At 60.1% G+C, this 15,466-nt stretch carries 20 protein-coding genes; 6 read left to right on the forward strand and 14 right to left on the reverse strand.

What is annotated here, in order from left to right; all coding sequences use genetic code 11:
• Positions 1–34 precede the first annotated feature (34 nt).
• From purQ to purC, 4 genes are read right to left on the reverse strand one after another with little or no spacing between them, the layout of a single operon-like run.
• Positions 35–706: a phosphoribosylformylglycinamidine synthase subunit PurQ gene (purQ, locus tag ASD32_RS25805; RefSeq protein ID WP_060640881.1), complete on the reverse strand. Its 672-nt coding sequence runs from the start codon at positions 704–706 to the stop codon at positions 35–37.
• Positions 703–960: a hypothetical protein gene (locus ASD32_RS25810; protein WP_060640882.1), complete on the reverse strand. Its 258-nt coding sequence runs from the start codon at positions 958–960 to the stop codon at positions 703–705. Before ASD32_RS25810 ends, purQ begins: the two co-directional genes overlap by 4 nt.
• Before the next feature lie 20 nt (positions 961–980).
• Positions 981–1,223 (reverse strand): phosphoribosylformylglycinamidine synthase subunit PurS, encoded by a 243-nt coding sequence (purS, locus tag ASD32_RS25815; protein WP_060640883.1) that lies wholly within the window; start codon positions 1,221–1,223, stop codon positions 981–983.
• A 16-nt stretch (positions 1,224–1,239) separates the two neighbouring features.
• The gene (purC, locus tag ASD32_RS25820; RefSeq protein ID WP_060640884.1) at positions 1,240–2,004 is read right to left on the reverse strand and encodes a phosphoribosylaminoimidazolesuccinocarboxamide synthase; all 765 of its coding nucleotides are present in this window, start codon (positions 2,002–2,004) and stop codon (positions 1,240–1,242) included.
• Between the two features lie 246 nt (positions 2,005–2,250).
• On the opposite strand from purC, the gene ASD32_RS25825 reads away from it, so the two are divergent.
• On the forward strand, positions 2,251–2,565 hold the full coding sequence (locus tag ASD32_RS25825) for a DUF1476 domain-containing protein (RefSeq protein ID WP_060641012.1): 315 nt from the start codon (positions 2,251–2,253) through the stop codon (positions 2,563–2,565).
• Between the two features lie 50 nt (positions 2,566–2,615).
• Here ASD32_RS25825 and ASD32_RS25830 read toward each other — a convergent pair whose 3' ends face one another.
• Entirely contained in the window at positions 2,616–5,204 is a 2,589-nt protein-coding gene (locus tag ASD32_RS25830) for a bifunctional diguanylate cyclase/phosphodiesterase (RefSeq protein ID WP_082546938.1), read from the reverse strand.
• 101 nt (positions 5,205–5,305) lie between these two features.
• Positions 5,306–5,860 (reverse strand): alpha/beta hydrolase, encoded by a 555-nt coding sequence (locus ASD32_RS25835; protein WP_060640885.1) that lies wholly within the window; start codon positions 5,858–5,860, stop codon positions 5,306–5,308.
• Between the two features lie 227 nt (positions 5,861–6,087).
• Between ASD32_RS25835 and ASD32_RS25840 the strand changes: the two genes are divergently transcribed.
• Positions 6,088–6,894 carry a DUF2189 domain-containing protein gene (locus ASD32_RS25840; protein WP_060640886.1) on the forward strand — a complete coding sequence of 269 codons (807 nt, stop codon included), beginning with the start codon at positions 6,088–6,090 and terminating at the stop codon, positions 6,892–6,894.
• Positions 6,895–6,949: 55 nt separating this feature from the next.
• Here the strand turns inward: ASD32_RS25840 and ASD32_RS25845 are convergent, their stop codons facing one another.
• From ASD32_RS25845 to ASD32_RS25875, 7 genes are all read right to left on the reverse strand, one after another.
• A complete protein-coding gene (locus ASD32_RS25845; protein WP_060640887.1) occupies positions 6,950–7,255 on the reverse strand; it encodes a PilZ domain-containing protein in 306 nt (101 codons plus the stop codon).
• Between the two features lie 151 nt (positions 7,256–7,406).
• Positions 7,407–8,708 (reverse strand): adenylosuccinate lyase, encoded by a 1,302-nt coding sequence (purB, locus tag ASD32_RS25850; RefSeq protein WP_060640888.1) that lies wholly within the window; start codon positions 8,706–8,708, stop codon positions 7,407–7,409.
• A 61-nt stretch (positions 8,709–8,769) separates the two neighbouring features.
• Complete coding sequence (locus tag ASD32_RS25855) at positions 8,770–9,324, reverse strand: hypothetical protein (protein ID WP_060640889.1); 555 nt, start codon at positions 9,322–9,324, stop codon at positions 8,770–8,772.
• On the reverse strand, positions 9,321–10,058 hold the full coding sequence (locus ASD32_RS25860; protein WP_060640890.1) for a DUF2259 domain-containing protein: 738 nt from the start codon (positions 10,056–10,058) through the stop codon (positions 9,321–9,323). The genes ASD32_RS25855 and ASD32_RS25860 overlap by 4 nt, the downstream gene beginning before the upstream one ends.
• On the reverse strand, positions 10,055–10,732 hold the full coding sequence (gene rpe / locus ASD32_RS25865; RefSeq protein ID WP_060640891.1) for a ribulose-phosphate 3-epimerase: 678 nt from the start codon (positions 10,730–10,732) through the stop codon (positions 10,055–10,057). Before rpe ends, ASD32_RS25860 begins: the two co-directional genes overlap by 4 nt.
• Positions 10,733–10,819: 87 nt before the next feature.
• Positions 10,820–11,827 carry a P1 family peptidase gene (locus ASD32_RS25870; RefSeq protein ID WP_060640892.1) on the reverse strand — a complete coding sequence of 336 codons (1,008 nt, stop codon included), beginning with the start codon at positions 11,825–11,827 and terminating at the stop codon, positions 10,820–10,822.
• Positions 11,824–12,912, reverse strand: a complete 1,089-nt coding sequence (locus tag ASD32_RS25875; RefSeq protein WP_060640893.1) for a branched-chain amino acid ABC transporter substrate-binding protein — start codon at positions 12,910–12,912, stop codon at positions 11,824–11,826. The genes ASD32_RS25870 and ASD32_RS25875 overlap by 4 nt, the downstream gene beginning before the upstream one ends.
• 228 nt (positions 12,913–13,140) lie before the next feature.
• On the opposite strand from ASD32_RS25875, the gene ASD32_RS25880 reads away from it, so the two are divergent.
• The 4 genes from ASD32_RS25880 (at position 13,141) to ASD32_RS25895 (ending at position 15,040) form a co-directional block, all read left to right on the forward strand.
• Positions 13,141–13,590: a flavin reductase family protein gene (locus ASD32_RS25880; protein WP_244490286.1), complete on the forward strand. Its 450-nt coding sequence runs from the start codon at positions 13,141–13,143 to the stop codon at positions 13,588–13,590.
• Between the two features lie 47 nt (positions 13,591–13,637).
• Positions 13,638–13,955 carry an XdhC family protein gene (locus tag ASD32_RS25885; RefSeq protein ID WP_060640894.1) on the forward strand — a complete coding sequence of 106 codons (318 nt, stop codon included), beginning with the start codon at positions 13,638–13,640 and terminating at the stop codon, positions 13,953–13,955.
• 5 nt (positions 13,956–13,960) lie between these two features.
• Entirely contained in the window at positions 13,961–14,659 is a 699-nt protein-coding gene (locus tag ASD32_RS25890) for an XdhC family protein (RefSeq protein WP_060640895.1), read from the forward strand.
• A gap of 63 nt (positions 14,660–14,722) precedes the next feature.
• Positions 14,723–15,040, forward strand: coding sequence for a TfoX/Sxy family protein (locus ASD32_RS25895; RefSeq protein WP_060640896.1), 318 nt, complete (start codon positions 14,723–14,725; stop codon positions 15,038–15,040).
• Here ASD32_RS25895 and ASD32_RS25900 read toward each other — a convergent pair.
• Positions 15,030–15,452, reverse strand: coding sequence for an NUDIX domain-containing protein (locus ASD32_RS25900; protein WP_060640897.1), 423 nt, complete (start codon positions 15,450–15,452; stop codon positions 15,030–15,032). The genes ASD32_RS25895 and ASD32_RS25900 overlap by 11 nt on opposite strands.
• Positions 15,453–15,466 lie beyond the last annotated feature (14 nt).

Here is a 15,466-nt window from a genome sequence, read left to right on the forward strand (position 1 = left end):
TCGGTCTCTAGGGTGCCTTCTATCAGCTCGAATGTTAAGCAGCGATTACGTCGAGAGCAGAAGCGAACAGTCCGCGTCCGTCCGAACCGCCATGGGCGGCCTCGATCAGGTTTTCCGGATGCGGCATCATGCCGAGAACATTGCCTCCGACATTGACGATCCCGGCGATATCGTTGACCGAGCCGTTGGGATTGGTGCCTGCGGCATACCGGAACACCACCTGGCCGTTATCCTCGATGGTCTCAAGCGTTTCAGAATCTGCAAAATAATTGCCGTCGTGATGGGCAACCGGGCAGCGGATGATCTGGCCCTGTTCATAGGCACGGCTGAAATCGGTATTGGCGTTGACGACTTCGAGCTTGATTTCCCGGCAGACGAATTTCAGCGAAGCGTTGCGCATCAGGGCGCCGGGCAGGAGGCCCGCCTCGACTAGGATCTGGAAGCCGTTGCAGACGCCCAGCACCTTGACGCCGGCCTCGGCCTTGGCCTTGATCGCCTGCATTACCGGCATGCGCGCGGCAATCGCACCGCAGCGCAGATAGTCGCCGTAGGAAAAGCCACCGGGAATGACGATCAGATCGACATCCGGAATGTCCGTTTCGGTCTGCCAGATGGTTACCGGCGCCTTGCCGGATATCTTGGTCAGGGCTGCGATCATGTCGCGGTCACGGTTGAGGCCTGGAAGCTGAACGACGGCGGATTTCATGGGTGCGGTTCAAACCTGGATTGGGCCTCGGCAAGCTCGCGCAATTCGAGGCGGTTTTCGATACGTTCGAGGCGGTCGTCAATGTGGACGATCGAACCACGCATGGTGTTGACGTCACCCTGGAGCAGATGGAACTGATTTCTCAAGCTCAGCATGTCCTGCCGCATATCCTTCTGGCCGTCTTTCAGGCTGGAAAGATCGTTTTGGATGCGCTTCAGCAATTCAAACATCAACTCACTGGACACATCGTTCACTGCCCGACCTCATTCAACCTTCACGGGAATGAGATAGTGTAATTCTCAATCACCGTGTTGGCGAGAAGTTTTTCGCACATGGCTCTGACATCCGTTTCGGCTTTTGCCTTGTCGGCGGTGTCGATCTGCAGATCGAAGACCTTGCCCTGGCGGATCTGGCCGATGCCGTCGAAGCCGAGAGCGCCGAGCGCGCCCTCAATTGCCTTGCCCTGGGGGTCGAGAACGCCGTTTTTCAGCGTCACTGTTACGCGTGCGTTGATCACTGTCGTCTATTCCTGCTTATTTTACCAATACCGGGCCGGAGCCGCGGGGCGGTTCGTTCTCGTTCATGATGCCAAGGCGGCGGGCCACTTCCTGGTAAGCCTCGACAAGGCCTCCCATATCGCGGCGGAACCGGTCCTTGTCCATCTTTTCCTTGGTTTCGACATCCCACAGACGGCAGCTGTCCGGCGAAATTTCGTCCGCCAGGATGATGCGCATCATATCACCTTCGAACAGGCGGCCGCATTCGATCTTGAAATCGACCAGCTGAATGCCGACGCCGAGGAAGAGGCCGGTGAGGAAGTCGTTGATGCGGATGGCGAGCGCCATGATGTCGTCGAGTTCCTGCGGGCTTGCCCAGCCGAACGCGGTGATGTGCTCTTCGGAGACCATCGGATCGTCAAGCGCATCGGCCTTGTAATAGAACTCGATGATCGAGCGGGGCAGGACCACGCCTTCCTCGATGCCGAGACGCTTTGCCAGCGAACCGGCCGCCACGTTGCGCACGACGATCTCAAGCGGAATGATTTCCACTTCCTTGATCAGCTGCTCGCGCATGTTGAGGCGGCGGATGAAATGCGTGGGGATACCGATCCGGTTCAGATGAGTAAAGATATATTCCGAAATCCGGTTGTTGAGCACGCCCTTGCCGTCGATGATCTCGTGCTTCTTGGCGTTGAAGGCCGTGGCATCATCTTTGAAGAACTGGATCAGAGTGCCCGGCTCAGGACCTTCGTAAAGGATCTTGGCCTTGCCCTCGTAGATACGGCGGCGACGGTTCATGAATGATGTCTCTATCTTTAAAGGCGCTCTTGGGCTGCGCACTCGGTATTTTCTAAGGCGGTCCATAACTGAAATGAAACCATTTCACAATCGGCGACTGATCCGATCCCCTGAATTAGCTCGCCCGGCTGCCATCCAGGGTAACACGAAAGTCATCGTGCCGGAAAACTTCGCATTGCACTTTCGGCGGCCTTTTGGTTTATGGGCGAAAAGCTCAACGCAAAACGGTTTTTTGGGAGACTAGAGATGACCAACATGCAGGATCGCGAAAAGGCGTTCGAATCGAAATTTGCTCTCGATGAAGAGTTGAAGTTCAAGGCTGAAGCGCGCCGCAACAAGCTTCTCGGTCTTTGGGCTGCCGAGCTTCTGGGAAAGAGCGACGCTGCTGCCTACGCAAAGGAAGTCGTTGCCGCCGATTTCGAAGAGGTTGGTCATGAGGATGTCGTGCGCAAGATCCGCACCGATTTCGATGCCGCCGGCATCACCCTGACCGACGACGAGATTCGCCTGAAGATGCTGGAGCTTCTTTCTGAAGCCGTCACGCAGATCCAGAACAACTGATACCGGCATAGCCGTCAGGTTAAAACCGTCCGGCTGTCCGGGCGGTTTTTTTATGCCTTCAGGTCTGACAGTACCGTGCGGCGTGCCGGCTGAACGGTCGCTTCCGGCGGCCGCCAGCTGCCGGAGTGGATGAAGGTCTCAAGGTCGGCGCTGGCCATTGGCCTGGCGAAGGCATAGCCCTGCAGCGTATCGCAGCCGAGATCACGCAGAATATGGGCGTGATCGATCGTTTCCACGCCCTCAGCGACAACCTCGATATTGAGCGAATGACCGATATCGATGATCGAACCCACCAGCTTCCGCTGCTCGGCCGCCTCGATGATCGGCTTGACGAGAGCGCGATCGATTTTAAGCCGGCTTGGATTGAGCTTCATCAGGCCGACGATCGACGCATGGCCCGTGCCGAAATCGTCGATTTCGATGTCGATGCCGAGGGCACCGATGTCTTTCAGAATTTGCGATGAATCCGCGTCGAGATCGTCAAGAAAGATCGATTCCAGCAGTTCGAACGACAGTTTTCCGCGCGGAATGTTCAGCTGGCGCAGACTGTCGATCAGGCCGGGCTCGCGCAGCCTTGGCGAGGAGACGTTGACGGAAATGCGCGGCACGCCGAGATCCTGCGTCTCCCAACGGCTGAAATCGTGCAATGCCTGCTCGGCGATGCAGCGGTCGATTGCCGTCAGCGCGTTGATATCCTCGGCAATTTTTAAGAAATAATCCGGTGCCAAAAGTCCGTGCTTGGGGTGTCTCCAGCGCGCCAGCGTCTCGACGCCGGTAATATCGAGCGTGCGGGCGTCAAACTGCGGCTGATAGAAGGGGACAAATTCACCGTCTTCCAGCCCCTTGATGATTTCATCGGCGGTGCGCTTGGCATGGTGGATCTGGGTCTGCAGTTGCTGGGTGAAGAATTCGTAGCGGTTGCGACCAAGACCCTTGGCCCGATAAAGGGCGATGTCGGCGTTCATCAGCGATTGTTTGGCGTCCGCCGTGCCATCGGCGGTCCAGGCAATACCGACGCTGGCCCCGAAACGGCACAGATGCGCTTCATAGGGCACCGGCTGGCGCAGGGCCTCGATGATCCGGTCGGTAAGCGAGATGACGTCAGCCTGCGACTGGCGTGCATCGCACAGTACCAGGAATTCATCGCCACCGATTCGCGCCACGAAATCGTGCTCTTTTATGATCGCCGAAAGCACCTTGGCCGTATGGACGAGCATGGCATCACCCGCCTGATGGCCGAGCGTGTCGTTGATCTGCTTGAACCGGTCGAGATCGATATGCAGGATGGCGCAATAATCGACCTTGTCGGCGATCCATTCATCGAGGCGCTGGTCGAGGAACCGGCGGTTTGGCAGGCCGGTCAGATGATCGTGCAGCGCGTTATATTCGATCCGCGAGCGTGCAGCCTCCAGTTCGATATTGCGTGTCTCGGCCAGTTGCCGGGCTCTTTCCAGATCCTCGCGCAAGGTGACGTCTTCGGTTACGTCCCAATTGGCGCCGATCAGCTTATGTGCGCCTTCGCTATCGGTGAAGGTTACCGACGTCGAGCGGATATGGCGAATTTCACCGTCCGGGCGGATGATGCGAAAGGCGTTCATGAAGGGAATATTCGACGCGATCCCGGCTGCGACCCTTGCAAGAGCCGCATCCCGGTCTTGCGGATGCAGCCGTTCCTCGAAGGCTGGAACGCCGGGGTCGTGCTGATCCAGGCCATAGATGGACAGCAATTGCGGATCGCGGATGATGCTGCCCGTATCGAGATTGGCTTCAAAAACGCCGACTTTCGAGACGTCGAGAGCAAGTCTCAGCCGGCGCGATATTTCCTCAAGCTGAGCCTCGGCCTTCTTGCGCTCGGATATATCGGTATCCGTGCCGATGATGCGGCTCGGCTTGCCCTCCGGTGTCCACTCGATCGATGCGCCGCGGCTTTCGATCCAGATCCAGTGACCGTCGGCATGGCGTTCGCGATATTGGAATGTATTGAACTCGACATCGCCCTCATCCTGGCGGCGGATACATTCCAGCACATGCTCTCTGTCTGCCGGATGCACGCTTTCGATCCACACGTCCAGCGAGCCATCGACAGGTGCGTCCGCTGCCATGCCGCGAAGGCGTTTCCATGGGATGGAGTAGAACAGGTCGTTGGTGCTGAAATCATGATCCCAGACGCCTTGATGGGCGCTTTCCAGCGCATATTTCCAGCGGGTCTCGCTCTTTTGCAGGCTGGCGGCAGCCTGTTTCAGAGCGTCGATCGATTGTGTCTGCAGGATGATCCACGGCGAACCCCCCAGCATCTTCGACAACGAGGCCATGACCCATCCCGCCGAGCCGTCGGGTTGGAGAAGGCGAAGTTCACATTGGCGTGGAAGGGCTGCGTCTACCGCCAGTTCTGCGATGATGGTGCCGAGCGGACCTGCGTCACCATCATGAACGAAGCGCAGGATAGGCTGACCGAGGATCGCAGCGGGGGGCAAACCGGTCGCATTCGAGAAGGCTGCATTGACGTGGCGGATGCTGCCATCCGGTTCAAGGAGGCAATAGCCGAGCGGCGCGCAATCAAGAACGGCGGCAGCGTCCGGCACGGTGCCGGTCGCTGCCGGCTTTGGCTGCGGATTTCTGCTGTCACTGGCGTTTGTCACGTGCCGGTCATTCCCGAATGATTTCCGGCATCATGACCGACGACCATGAAAGTCCCATTAATGGCGGGACCCGCGACCACGTCCTCTGTGCTGCTGCGCGATCAGGGCTGAAGCCGGTTGAGGAACTGGGCAAAGACCATCGTGCCTTCCGGCCAGGGACCATGCCCGGATTCGGCGTTGATATGCCCGGATTCGCCGGCATCCACGAGGAGCGATCCCCAGGCATTGGCCACGTCTCCGGCATGCTCATAGGTGCCGAACGGATCGTTGCGGCTGGCGACGACCAGGCTTGGAAACGGCAGCGGTTCGCGCGGATAGGGGCCGAACGTCATCAGGTGCTTGGGACGGATCTTCGGATTGGTCACTTCCGGTGGCGCCACCAGAAAGGCGCCGGCGATCTTCTTTTCGACATGGGGCAGGGCATGCAAAGCGGTTGCGACGCCCAGCGAGTGGGCAACGATGACCACGGGCTTGGTCGAGGCATTGACGTCGTCGATCAGACGCTTGACCCAGTCCTCGCGGACCGGCTTTGCCCATTCCGCCTGTTCGACGCGCCGCGCCGAGGCAAGTTTGCTCTGCCACCGGCTCTGCCAATGGTCCGGTCCGGAATTGGTGTAACCGGGTACGATCAGGATATCTGCTTCGGATGCTTTCATGATAACGCCGATTTGAGGTCGAGGAGAGTGGAAGTCAAGTGTCAGAACGGCAGATCTGGTATATGCTCGTTGCACGGCGCGGTTGGTCACGACGCTCCGTGGCGGAAAATGACGCCAATACCGGGAGCATCGCATTTCGGTCTATTTCACCGGACTGCCTTTCCTATCTGCACTGCTGATTGTTCTCGAATGACGTGACGCCGCGTGTTTCAGGAGGAGAATTGGTCATGACAGCATTTCATGTAATGGCAGGATCCGGCGCCGGGCTCGCGCATCCGGATATTCGCAGGATCAGTGTTGCCGACGTTTTCGACGCGCTGCGCTTGGGCTGGCAGGATTTCAATGCAAAGCCGTCCCACTATGTTTTTCTGTGCCTCATCTATCCGATCGCCGGCGTCGTGCTCGCCACTTGGAGTTCAGGCGTGAACATGCTGCCGCTGCTTTATCCGCTGGCATCAGGTTTTGCTCTTTTAGGCCCGGTTGCGGCCATCGGTCTCTATGAGATCAGCAGACGGCGCGAGCTCGGCATGGACACATCATGGCGGCATGCCTTGGACGTTCGGCGGTCGCCGGCATTGGCGTCGATCCTGGGGCTTGCCTTCATGCTTCTGGTTCTGTTCGTCGTCTGGCTACTGGTGGCGCAATCGCTCTACGCCCAGCTGTTCGGCGAGATACCGGCGGCATCGCTTCCGGCGCTCTATCAGCAGGTCACTGGCACCGATCAGGGCTGGACATTGATTCTCGTCGGCAATGCGGTGGGTTTCGTCTTTGCCGTGATTGTGCTTTCGACCGTGGTCGTGTCGTTTCCTCTGCTGTTGGAGCGGGATGTCGGCGCTATCGCTGCCATCGAGACGTCGGTGCGGGCAACGCTTGCCAATCCGGTTCCCGTGGCCGTCTGGGGCTTGATCGTGGCGGCCGGCCTTGTCATCGGCTCGATCCCGGTTTTCGTCGGGCTTGCCGTCGTGATGCCGATCCTTGGGCATGCGACATGGCATCTCTACCGCAAGATGGTTGCGGCGCCGCAGGCAAAGTAGCGCAATAATCTCAGCCGTGCAGCCGGGACGGTGGCACGGCTGAGATTTGGCTCATTCAGCGGAAGTATTTGTAATAGGACGAGATTTGCGCTGATGTGTTGGAGGACGCATCAAGGCGGATACCGATCCTGTCGCCGCGGTACCATTGCACGATGCCGGTCAGATGACCGAACTCGTCACTCTGGATCGAGATCTCCTGGCCCGTGGTGGCGTTGATGTCGAAATAAAGCTGGAAGCAAATGCCGGCGGGCGACAGGTCCTTGACAATGCCCCGGCTTGATCCGCCCTTGCAGGTCACTTCGCCGGTGAATTTCGTCGTCGTGCGTACGGCCTTGCGTTCGATTGTCTGCTGATACGGCATGGTCCACCCAAAATCTGCGTCTCAATGTCCGCGCCAGTCTCCCATGCAAGACTGACGAAAGGCTTGAAAAATTCGCTCGCAATCGAACGAACTGGGTCGAAATCGCACAGAAATGGGCTGCGGAGAGCGGTGAAGCCCTCCGCAGGTTCGATCAGCCGAAGACGCGGCGGAAGATCGTATCGACATGCTTGGTGTGGTAGCCAAGGTCGAACTTTTCGCGGATTTCCGCTTCCGGCAGGGCCGCGCGCACTTCCGCGTCGCCCAGCAGTTCTTCGAGGAAGTCTGCGCCCTTTTCCCAGACCTTCATGGCGTTGCGCTGCACGAGACGGTAGCTGTCCTCGCGCGACACGCCGGCCTGGGTGAGGGCCAGAAGGACGCGCTGGCTCATGACCAGGCCGCGGAACTTGTTCATGTTCTTCAGCATGTTTTCCGGATAGATCACCAGCTTTTCGACGACGCCGGCCAGACGGTTGAGGGCGAAGTCGAGGGTGATCGTCGTATCCGGGCCGATGGCGCGCTCGACACTGGAATGGCTGATATCGCGCTCATGCCAGAGCGCCACATTTTCCATGGCCGGAACCACCGACATGCGCACGAGGCGGGCAAGGCCGGTGAGGTTTTCAGTCAGCACCGGATTGCGCTTGTGCGGCATGGCCGACGAGCCCTTCTGGCCAGGCGAAAAGAATTCTTCCGCTTCCAGAACCTCAGTGCGCTGCATGTGGCGGATTTCGGTGGCGACGTTTTCGATCGAGGAGGCGATGACGCCGAGCGTGGCAAAGAACATCGCATGCCGGTCGCGCGGGATGACCTGGGTGGAGATCGGTTCTGCGGTCAGCCCAAGCTTTTCGCAGACATATTCCTCCACATGCGGATCGATATTGGCGAAAGTGCCGACAGCACCGGAAATGACGCCGGTGGCGATTTCGGCGCGGGCAGCGACCAGCCGGGCGCGGTTGCGGTCCATCTCGGCATAGAACCGCGCAAAGGTCAGGCCCATCGTGGTCGGCTCGGCATGGATGCCATGGCTGCGGCCAATGCGGACCGTGTCCTTGTGCTCGAAGGCACGGGTCTTCAGCGCTGTCAGCACGCGATCGAGATCGGCCAGCAGCAGATCGGCAGCGCGCACCAACTGGATGTTGAACGTCGTGTCGAGCACGTCGGACGAGGTCATGCCCTGGTGGACGAAACGGCTGTCGGGGCCGATGAATTCGGCCAGATGCGTCAGGAAGGCGATGACGTCATGCTTGGTGACGGCTTCGATCTCGTCGATGCGCGCGACGTCGAACGTGGCGGCTCCACCCTTTTCCCAGATCGTTCTGGCAGCGTCCTTCGGGATGACGCCGAGATCGGCCAGCGCATCGCAGGCATAGGCTTCGATTTCGAACCAGATGCGAAATTTGGTTTCCGGTGACCAGATGGCCACCATTTCCGGCCGGGAGTAACGGGGGATCATGGGTTTCAGCTTTCGTGACGATGAGAGTTGGCTGTGCCTCTAGCAAAGATATACGGCAATCTCAACGCTGCTGTTTCGGCATCCGGCCGGTGAGCCACAGGCTGGTCAGCGCAAGTGCCGCAAATCCGAGCGGCAGATAGAGCCGGATGCCCATGACGATGAACTGGTAGATGGCGCTGGCCGAGGTGAAGGTGAATTGATAGGCCCAGGTGCCGGTGCCGAACGGCGCGTGCCAGCGGGCATAGAAACTCCGGTAATCGAGCGCAAACAAAATAGCGGTGACGGCGATGGTGCAGAGCGTCAGGCAGAGGAAGAATGCCGCAAAGCGAGTCTCCCGGCCCCTGCCGATCGCTGCGAAACGGCCAAGCAGCAGCGCGAACGGCCAGGAAACGGCGCCACCGCAGAAGAACAGGATGAGAATGCTCTTCAGATGGAACGTTTCGGCGCCATTGCGCAGGTACAGGGCCGCCAGTGCAGATACCGCCATCATCAGGCCCCATAAAGGCGCACCCAACACGAGCTCCCACAGGCCCGGCAGGGCCAGGCGAAGGCGCTGCGCCGCTTTGTGTGTCAGGCTGCGTGGAGCAGTGGCAATGGCCTGTCCGGATGCGCTCATGGCTTCATCGATGCGGGAACGGCGATCCAGCGGCCGTCGCTTCCCTCAAAACCGACGCTCAAGATCGGAACAAGGGCAATGTGGACGGGGTCGCCCTCGATGGGGTTAAACGTCATGACACCGCCGATACGGTAACCCGTCGGGCATTTGCGGCTGTCGGGAACGGCTGTGTCTGTGTGGACAACGCGTTTCGACGACTTTCCGTCCTCGATTTCGAAGGCGAGACGAAAGCCGGCCGATTGCGGCGTGACATCCTTGCAGAGGGCAGAGGGGGACAACGGGATTTCGTTGAGCGTCAGCGTGAAGTCCCCACCCACCGGCGGATCGACGGCATATTGCCGGTATGTCAGGCGATGGGGATCGCTTGTGGTTTCCGTGATCGGATTGAAGGCCGCGAGCAGGCCGGGATTGGCGGCGAGATCGAATTTCCGGGCGAGGGGTGCTGCTTTTGTGGCGGTTTGCGCACGGACCTCGGCAAGGCTGGTGTTTTCCTTGTCGATGCGCAGGCGGATCGGCGTTCCCGGCAGGAACGTGTCCTTGCGGGTATCGAGCACGAAGATGTTCGAATAGGGAAAACCGGAGCCGTCCTGGACGCCATATTCCTCGAATGCGAAGACGCTACCATCTGCCGAGAAGCCGATCGGCTGAAACGAGGCGAAATCGCCGGCACGTGCAGCCGTTGTGGTGAGCGCCAGTGACAGCAATGCGGCAGCGATCCCGCCCGTTAATGTCACCCGCGGCCTCCTTCGGCGTTGCCGCGCAGAGTGTCGATGGTTTTCCGGTAGGCGTCAACATGGCCGCCGCTGAAGATGGCCGAGCCTGCGACGAACACGTTTGCGCCGGCCGATGCGGGCAGCGCGATCGTATCGAGCGCGATACCGCCGTCCACCTGGATGTCGATCGGCCGGTCGCCGATCATCGCTTTAACGCGGCGGATCTTTTCTTCCATGGCGGGGATGAATTTCTGGCCGCCAAAACCGGGATTGACGGTCATCACCAGAACCAGGTCGATCTTGTCGAGCAGGTAGTCGAGAACGCTCTCCGGCGTTGCTGGATTGATCGAGACGCCGGCCTTCTTGCCGAGTGCCTTGATGGCCTGGACCGAACGGTCGAGATGCGGGCCTGCCTCGGCATGCACGGTGATACTGTCGCAGCCGGCCTTGGCAAAGGCCTCCAGATAGGGGTCGGCCGGGGCGATCATCAGGTGGCAATCGAAATAGGCTTGCGTGTGCGGCCTCAGCGCCTTGATCACATCGGGACCGAAGGAAATATTCGGGACGAAATGGCCGTCCATGATGTCGAGATGGATCCAGTCGGCACCGGCGGCAACGACGTCGCGCACTTCCTGACCGAGTTTGGCATAGTCGGCGGCGAGAATGGAGGGGGCGATGCGGATAGGCAGGGGCATGATCGGGGGCTCCAACTGTTTTGCGGGCAATAGCATCGCTTTTGACGGCAAACAACCGATGTTACGGCTTCACACGCATTCCACGGGCTAAGCCTGCTGGCTCCAGGCCAAAAGCATGTCATTTTCGGCAGGCACCGCATCATGAACGCCGCGCGCGATGGCGCGGGCCATGGTAGAAGCTGCAGCCGCGCTCAGATCAATGAAATCCTGCAGATCGATGGTTTTGCCGCTCGTTCCGGTCGCCAGTGCAAATACGAGGTCACCGTCGAGCGGTGTATGGGAGGGCCAGAGCGCGCGCGAAAATCCGTCATGGGCTGCGATGGCCAGCCGTTTCGCTTCGGCTTTTGTCAGCACCGCATCGGTGGCGATGACGGCGATCGTGGTGTTTTTCGTTTCGCTCTGCTGACTGCGGAACTTGATGCGCAGATCCCCGGCATCTTTTGGAAAAGGATGGGGCATGCCAAGACCGCCGAACTCCGCATTCTCCTCAAACGGTGCCGACCAGAAATGTCTGGTGTCACCGATGGTGGCCGATCCCAGCGCATTGACCGCCACCAGCGCGCCGATGGTGATGCCGTTGCCGAGCACCGTCGAGGCTGTGCCGAGGCCGCCCTTGTAGGTGGCGGTCAAAGCCCCGGTGCCGGCACCTGCCGTGCCCGTCGCAAATTCCAGCGCTGCCGCCTGCACGGCCGCATATCCAAGTTCGCGATAGGGCGGATAGAGGCCCCAGTCCTTATCGCCGCCATTGATGAGGTCGAACAGGATGGCGGCGGGGAGGATGGGGATATGCAGATTTCCGACGGGAAAGCCGCGTCCCATCTGGCGAAGGGCGGCCTGCGCGCCCGACGCTGCATCGAGCCCGAAGGCCGAACCACCCGACAAAACGATGGCATCGACCGTCTGGACCGTATTGTGCGGTTCCAAGAGATCGGTTTCCCGCGTACCGGGGGCGCCGCCCAGCACCTGTACGGCGGCAACCGCAGGCTGGTCGCAGACAACCACTGAGACGCCGGACTTTAACCGATGGTCCTGCGCATTGCCGACTTTCAGGCCGCCGACATCGGTGATTGCATTGCGCGGCCCGGTCCGCATCACGGGCTTCCCGGAACCGCTGGTGCGGCGATGAACCGGTTGTTTTGCCATTGCAGCAGGCGGTAGGGGTTGTCTGCCAACTCGTGGCTGGCGTTGAAGCGGATAGGGCCGAGGACGGTCGGGTAGGGGCCTTTGGCAAGCGCATCCAGCAGTGGGCCGCCATCCTTGCCGGCCTGATCCTTGGCCTGTTCCAGCAGCGTGACAGCTGCAAAGGCCGGAAGCACATAGCCTTCGGGCAGCAGTTTTGCCGCCGTCATGGCATCGACCGCGCCCTTGGCGCCGGGCAGCGTGGCATAGTCGGGCAGGGAGACTGCCAGCACCCCGTTTGCCAGCGGAACCGGAACGTTGGCCGCATCGAGCGTCTCGCCGCCCATCAGCGTCAGGGCAAGTTTTTCGGAGGCCGCATCGCGCGCAATGATCGCGGTATCGGCCCGGTCGCCGCCGGTGAACACGTGCGTCACGCCGCTCTTTGCCAGGCGGCGTACAAGGCTGACCTGTTGTTCCTGGGCGGGGCGATACGTATCGGAGAATGTCGGGGTGAGGCCGATGTCAGCCAAAGCGCTGCGCACCGTTTCCACCAGTTCGCGCCCGTGGATCGTGCCGTCCTCGATCAGTCCCAGCGGTTCGTTCTTCCAGCGCGACAGAATGATTTCCGTCACCTTGGCAGCTTCGGCCTTGGCGCTCGGCACCAGCCGGAAGAACGGCCATTTCTTTTTCAGCGCGTCTTCCATCAGGATATCCGAGCGGACGCTGAGCGTCAGGGCGGGAATACCGGCCTCGGCCAGCGCCGGGAGCGCGGCTTCCAGGCTTTCGGTACACAGAAAACCGATCGCCGCTTCGGCGCCGCTGGCGATCAGCGCCTTTTTCAGGGCTTCCGCATCGTTGGCTTCGCAGGTTTCGGGAATGGCGATGATTTCTGAGCCGCGATCCTCGGCCTGGAAGCGGGCGCCGTCGAGCATCTGCTGGCCAAGCAACGCAAAAGGTCCCTCGGCCGGCGCAACGACGGCGATCTTCAGGCCGGCGGCCAAAGCCGGGGCGGCCTGCACCGACCCGGCAATCACGAGGCTGGCAAAAATCCAACGAAACATGCGCTTATCCAGTTGAGAACGCCCATGTTTTAAAGATGTGGCGGCAAGGGTCAAAGGAAAAGATCGGAACATGCGCGGCGGGAGCGGCAATTGCCGCAAATGACGAAGAAAAACCAGACCATGGGTTTCATATTCCGTTGCAATCTCTATGTGTTAAAAACGTACCTCGATCTGGAGACTGCCGTGTTGGACAAGACCCAACTGGATCCGCTGACCTACCGTGATGCCATGAGCCGGCTGGCCGGTCACGTGCATATCGTGACGGCGGCGCATGCAGGTGTGCGGCGCGGCGTGACGATCACGGCTGCCTGCTCGGTCTCGGACGATCCGGCGACGCTGCTCGTCTGCCTCAATGGCGCCAACCCGCGCAACGACATCTTTGCCGAGAGCGGCAGCTTTGCCCTCAATCTTTTGGGCGCCGACCAGATGGATCTTGCCCATGTGTTTTCCGGCAAGAACCCCGTCGATCCCTCGGAGCGCTTTTCCCACGGAACTTGGAATGCTTTGAAAACCGGCGCGCCGATCCTTGAAGAGGCGGTTGCGGCCTTCGATTGCCGGTTGATCGATATCAAGACGGTTGCCACACATATCGTTCTGTTCGGCGAGGTTGTCGCTGTCACCCTCGGCCAGCAGAAACCGGCGCTGGTTTATCTCGACCGGGACTACCGCACCTTATAGATTATGTTGCATCGGTCCTGCCGCCGTTTCGCAACAGGAGATAGGCAATGCCAGATACCGATCCGCTGACGTTTGCCGCAGAGTGGCATGCCGACGGACGTGATGTCGCGATCGCAACGGTGATCGAGACCTGGAGCTCCGCGCCACGACCGGCGGGAAGCCATCTGGTGATCGATGCGCAGGGTAATTTTCAAGGTTCTGTGTCCGGCGGCTGTATCGAGGAGGCTCTGGTTGCTGAGGCGTCTGATGTGATCGCTTCCGGCAAAGCGCGGATTGCAGAATTCACTGTTACCGACAATACCGCCCAAAATGCCGGCCTGTTCTGCGGCGGGCATATTCGCGTCCTTATCGAAAAACTGAGATAGCGCCGATGTTGCCAGCCCATTTGCACGAGATCAATGCGGCGCGCGATGCACGGCGGGCAATGGTTGTGGTGTCCGACCTCGACACCGGGGAGACCCGGCTGTTGCGCGCGGAGGAGTTGTCCGATCCCGTCTCTGCGTCGGCAGTCGAATCGGCGTTGCGCACGGGAAAAGCAGGTCTTGCTGGGATTGGCGGCCGGTCCGTCTTCATCAATGTCCACTTGCCGCCGCCGCGTATTGTTGCCATAGGCGCAGGTCACATCGCGCAGGCTCTGGCCGGGATGGCCGCGATTGCAGGGTTCGACATGGTGATCATCGATCCGCGCGGCTCCATGATCTCACCCGCAACATTCGGCACGGCTGCACTTTTTGCAGAACAGCCCGAAGACGTGTTCCAGCGGCGGCCTCTTGATGCCTTCACGGCGCTGGCCGCGGTCGCGCATGATCCGTCCCTCGACGACCTGCCTTTGACGAAGGCGCTTGCGGCGCAATGTTTCTATGTCGGCGCGCTCGGCGGCAAGAAGAGCCATGCCAAGCGGATCGAGCGGCTGGCCGGGCTTGGCGTAGACGATGCCGCGATTGCGCGCATTCATGGCCCGATCGGCCTTGATATCCGCGCGGCCAATCCCGCTGAAATTGCCGTTTCCATTCTCGCCGATATCATCCTTTCGCTCCGGACACGCAATGTCTCGGCGACGGCTATCTGACATTTGGTTTTGACACGCCCGAATGCGGCGTCGCGGTGGCATCCCATTGAAAGGGTGAGGGACATGGACAATGTGGCAATCGAAGAGATGTTTTCGGCGCTCGGCCCGGTGACGGTCAAACGCATGTTTGGTGGCAAGGGGATCTATTTCGAGGGCCGGATCCTGGCGCTGGAAGTCGGCGGCGATATCCTGTTGAAGGCAGATGCCGAAAGTGCCGGGGCGTTCGAAGAGGCCGGCAGTTCGCAATGGACCTACGACGGCAAGGGAAAGCTGGTGAAGATGCCCTACTGGTCCGTTCCGGAAGAGGCCTTCGATGATCCCGACGACATGGCGCGCTGGGTGCGGCTTGCCTACGAGGCGGCGTTGCGGGCTAAGAAATAGCTTGTTCCCGCAAGGCCTTCACCGCATCCTGCGCGAAAACGGAGAGCGGCTGCGGCAGGGCGTCGAGCGCATACCAGCCGATATCTGAGAGTTTGTCGGGTTCCATCAGCTGTGGCGCGCCGGAGAAATCATCGGTCACGTAGATCAGCGAGATCCAGTGCTGCCGGTCGGCCTCGATCCGCTGTTCGCTGAGGCAGAGAAAACGGGCGGAGTGGATCGTCAGACCGCTTTCTTCTTCGGCCTCGCGGCGCGCGGCGTCAGCGACGGCTTCCATATGATCGACCTTGCCGCCGACGATGCTCCAATGGCCGGCTTCCGGTGCTTTCAAACGCCTGCAAAGCAAAAGCTTGCCGTCATTTAAGACGGCAAGCCCTGATCCCACGCCGGGAAAATCGATGCCTGGAACTGCCATGCGAAACGGTAAGG

The sequence above is a fragment of the Rhizobium sp. Root483D2 genome (assembly GCF_001426685.1).
GTDB classification, from domain to species: domain Bacteria; phylum Pseudomonadota; class Alphaproteobacteria; order Rhizobiales; family Rhizobiaceae; genus Pararhizobium; species Pararhizobium qamdonense.